Annotated in this window: 3 protein-coding genes and 1 pseudogene; 3 read left to right on the plus strand and 1 reads right to left on the minus strand. The window is 56.7% G+C overall.

The features are described 5' to 3' along the window. Window positions 1-830 precede the first annotated feature (830 nt). Genes ACWGS9_RS34065 through ACWGS9_RS34075 form a run of 3 tightly spaced genes read left to right on the plus strand, consistent with a single transcriptional unit; the run spans window position 831 to window position 3,581 of the window. Entirely contained in the window at window positions 831-1,520 is a 690-nt protein-coding gene (locus ACWGS9_RS34065) for a response regulator (protein WP_454509324.1), read from the plus strand. A gap of 23 nt (window positions 1,521-1,543) precedes the next feature. Next, complete coding sequence (locus tag ACWGS9_RS34070; protein ID WP_454509325.1) at window positions 1,544-3,004, plus strand: type II and III secretion system protein family protein; 1,461 nt, start codon at window positions 1,544-1,546, stop codon at window positions 3,002-3,004. Window positions 3,005-3,014: 10 nt separating this feature from the next. Continuing rightward, window positions 3,015-3,581, plus strand: coding sequence for a CpaD family pilus assembly lipoprotein (locus ACWGS9_RS34075; RefSeq protein WP_454509326.1), 567 nt, complete (start codon window positions 3,015-3,017; stop codon window positions 3,579-3,581). Between the two features lie 659 nt (window positions 3,582-4,240). On the opposite strand, the pseudogene ACWGS9_RS34080 reads toward ACWGS9_RS34075, so the two are convergent. Further along, window positions 4,241-4,384, minus strand: a pseudogene (locus ACWGS9_RS34080) (IS630 family transposase); the annotation flags it as partial.

Consider the following 4,384-nt stretch of genomic DNA (forward strand, 5'->3'; position numbering starts at 1 on the left):
GCTGCACGCTGATAACCGCGGTGAGGGCGGCGTGCTGTCTTTGATGGCGCTGGCGCACGGCAGTTTCCCGAAGCGCTATGCTTCAGCCCTGCCCCCACGACTGACGCTCTGCAGCGTTCGAGCGCGCCGCCGCGCTCGAACGGCAAGCAGCCGAACGGAGCCGTTGACATGACGTCCCTGCACTGCTTCCTCAGATCATCATGGAGCCAATCGTGCGCAACGCTCTCCCCTGGAAGATCCGCGCAGAGCCGGCGGTATCACCAGCGTTGCCATCATCCCCTCCAATTAAAGCGACGCTTGGCGTTAAATGGCTGGCAGGCTGGCGTCGTTGCCGGGCTCGATCTGGTGATGTTTGCTTTTCTGCTAGTCGATCCTGGCATCAGCGGCAGTTGCGTTGCCCGGAGGGCGGCAAAGTTTCCGCCGGAGAGACGCAAGCAATCCCAACGGATGCATCCATCACGTGGATGTGACCGATTAGAAGAATGGATTTCTGCGGTCAGCTTCTCCGAGCTAACCCTTTTCCATCATCGAATCATGGCGTTGGACGCGCTGAGCTGGTGGGCAGGGGGCTGCACGCAGGAGAATCGATGCGCGGAGAAATCGTAGGCGGTGGCGGGTGGCATTTTGGGTTGGCCAACCGGCGGTTTCGGTCCGCCAATAGTCCTCATACCCTTCTATCCGATTACTGCTGATGGCGCTTGTTTGCTCCTACGACTACTCGTCCCGGAAAGCGGTCACGAATATCGCCACTAGTTGCGTGACTGATGCTGCCACGGCGGCCTCATATCCGACAGTGACGTCAATTACCGTCGACTTAATTATGAGATGAAATGCGAACGCTCCTCGTTGATCACCAGGCGGATCTCGCACGCGCGGTGCGCGTTGCGCTCGCGGACGGCGGTTTTGCCGTTGACATGGCTTGTTCTCTGGAGGAGGCGTCGAGTGCATTTCGGTGTGCGAGCTACGAAATTCTCCTACTAGAGTTGGCTCTGCCTGATGGCAATGGCTTGGATTGGCTGAGGCAGCTAAGGAGCGAGGGGCATTCAGTTCCGGCCATCATTATGAGTTGCTTCAATGATTGCGAGAAGCGAATTGCCTCTTACAATGGTGGCGCGGACGATTTCCTGCTCAAGCCCGTCTCTCCTGTCGAGCTCATCGCTAGAATGAGAGCCCTTCAGCGCCGGGCAATACAGATGACCGACCCCATCCTTGTATTTGGCAATCTCACCTTCGACCCGATCAGCCGAGAAGTTTCGGTTGCTGGTGAGCCGCTGGTAATCGCGCGTCGCGAGCTATGTATTCTCGAGCAATTGCTCTATCGCGCAGGCCGTATCGTGCCGCGCGAGCAGCTCGAGGGCCACCTCTATTCTTTTAACGATGAGGTATCTACTAACGCGCTTGAAGTCGGAATCTATCGCTTACGTGGACATCTGCGTAGGTCGGGTGCAACGGTGCGGATCAGGACCGTGCGTGGCATTGGCCACATTCTTGAATCGCCTGGCGCGGCATCACATGATTAGTCGACTATGAAAGAAAGCCTGTCTTGAAAATAGTTCCAACTCTTCATGCTGAGACCAATCAGCGGCCGACCCTTATCGACGGCTCAAGAGCTCCCGGTTGTCCTTACTTGGGCCCTCTCCTATGCGCGCTGATGCTGTTCTCTCCGCTTTCTGCCGCGGCCCAAAACAACGGGGATGAAGCGACGCCGCGTGCATCTTCCAATAGCATCAATGCCACGCTGAACCTTACCTCTTCGCTCGGCAAGACAGTTCGTCTGCCCGCGCCAGCCGCGACCATCTTTGTTGCCGACCCATCAATCGCGGATTATCAGGCACCCTCAAACAAAACCATCTTCGTGTTTGGCAAGAAATCGGGGCGGACCACCCTATTCGCCTTGAACGACAACGGTGAGGCTCTCGCCGAGTTGCAGATTGTCGTGACGCAACCGATCGGGGATCTGCGGGCTATGTTGAGGGATCAAGTCGGCGACTATCCGATCCGCGTCAAGTATACTCCACGCGGCGCAGTTCTTAGCGGTACAGCGCCCGATGCTGCAACCGTAGACGCTGCGAAAACGGTCACCGAGCAATTCCTCGGTGACGGTGCGCAGGTCGTCAATAACATCAAGGTCGCTGGGTCCCTGCAGGTTAATCTGAGTGTGCGCGTAGCGGAGGTCTCCCGTGGCGCGATGAAGGAACTGGGGATCAACCTGTCCGCACTCGGTCAAATCGGCAATTTCAAAGTGGGTTTGTTAAGCGCCAGCGGCAGAGGTGCAGGCTCGGGTACTAGTGGTGGTGGTACAGGAGAAATCGGATACGACGATGGTAACATCAGCATCGGCGCAGTTCTTGACGCACTCGCCAAGGAGCACATCGCTTCCATTTTGGCCGAGCCGAATCTCACTGCGATGTCCGGCGAAACGGCCAGCTTCCTCGCCGGCGGCGAATTTCCCATCCCTGTGCCGCAGGAAAACGGGCAAGTCTCAATTGAATTTCGTCACTTCGGCGTCAGCCTGGAATTCTTACCCACCGTTCTCAACAATAACCAGATCAATATTCGCGTAAAGCCGGAAGTCAGTGAACTCACGTCACAAGGTGCCATTGAAATCAACGGCATTTCCGTGCCGGCAATTTCCACCCGCCGCGCCGACACAGTCGTCGAACTCGCCAGCGGGCAGAGCTTTGCAATCGGTGGGCTCATCAGGCGTACCGTCAGCAATAACATCAGTGCTTTTCCCGGGCTCGGCCAAGTGCCGATCCTTGGCGCCCTGTTTCGTTCGTCCTCATTTCAAAAGGAGGAGTCGGAACTGGTTATTCTGGTTACACCTTACATCGTGAGACCAGGGTCGAGCCCCGATCAGATGAGCGCGCCCACGGACCGGATGGCGTCGCCTTCGGACGGAGGGAAGCCTGGGTCGAATGTGCTAAGTCGGCCGAGAGGCCGGGCTACTGCCCACCCTGGCGCGCCCAGTGCCAAGAGCAGTGTCGGCTTTGTCATCGAATAGCGGTAACCGAATGAAGTTGCGGATCAAAGTTCACCTGCTCGCCCTAATGGCAGGTCTAAGTGGCTGCGTAAGTGCGCCGATCCACGACGAGCCATCGACACCGGTGTATATCCGGCAGGAGACCACCGTCCTAATTTTAGAGAGCCTTCGCGCCTCCGAACGGCAGCGCTTGCGTAATTTTCTTGAGAGGTCCAGCCACGGTCGGCGCGATGCGCTTCATCTGCTGATCAGCGGGTCGCCTCGGCTTAGCGCAGAGGCAGTCCATCAGGCGAAGCAGATGGGGATCGACACTTATAACATTCAGTTGTTGGACCAACACGACGCCCGCACAGCGCGAATAGAGGCGATTGTCTATCACGCCCGCACTGCTGTCTGTCCGTCGTTTTCCAGTCCATTGCCCAACGACGAATCCCTGGACCAGCCGCTTGGCTGTTCGACACGCCATAACCTCGCGGTCATGGTCAACGATCCGCGCGATTTGCTCGACAACAAGGCTGTCAAACCAAGCGATGGTGATCGGGCCGCCATACCAGCTGCCAGATATAGGACATTCACGGCAGAGAAAACTGGAGGATGACGTTGGAGTGCATCTTATAAGACAGAGAAATTACCAGGAAGATTTCAGGAATTTGGATTCAACTGCGGCATTTTCTCCCGCGATCTCGATCTTACCAGCAAAGCCAGTCGCCAGGCGGAGCGAGACCTCGGCCTCGTTCCGGTAGTGCAAAGTCTATGAGAAGGGCAAGCTCGCCTTCTTCGCCCCGAGGCTCTACAAAGGTCGTGCCCGGATTGACCAGACCGTCGGCAAGCCCGGCGGCACGGACAAGGGGCGCACGACACGAAGCGCAATCTGGCGAATAAGGATAATTCGGGCAGCTTCGCCGCCGCAAATCTTCATGATGTGATCGGCGTGAACTAAGTCAGCCTCGAAACCCGAATGGAAACGGCTAGTAATCGTCAAAGAGGTTCTGCATGTCTTCGACGGCGGACAGGCGCTAAAGCGCGTCGCGCTGAAACGGATCCAGTCGACGCGCTTTAAGTCTTTGTTTTGATGCATTTCGTTCCCCAAAACCGCTGCGCACTTTTGGGCGATATCATTACTTGACACCCCTGAAAAGTTGACCCGATTGATCCCGCTCGTAATCACCCGAGAACTTCAAGGCATTCCATTTACGCCGGCGGTCAATGACCAACCCGGCGTATTCCGAGACATGGCCGTTTTGATGCCAACGAATGCTAGTCACCTGAATCTGAAGTACGGTTCATTGTCTTCTGGCAGAAACGCTTGACCGATGCGAGGATTTGGTCGGCGGATTTGACCCACTTGTATGGGGTGGGGTTTTCGTTGTGGGTTTCGATGAATGCGTCGATGTCGGCCTC

This window comes from Mesorhizobium sp. Arg314 (assembly GCF_053714275.1).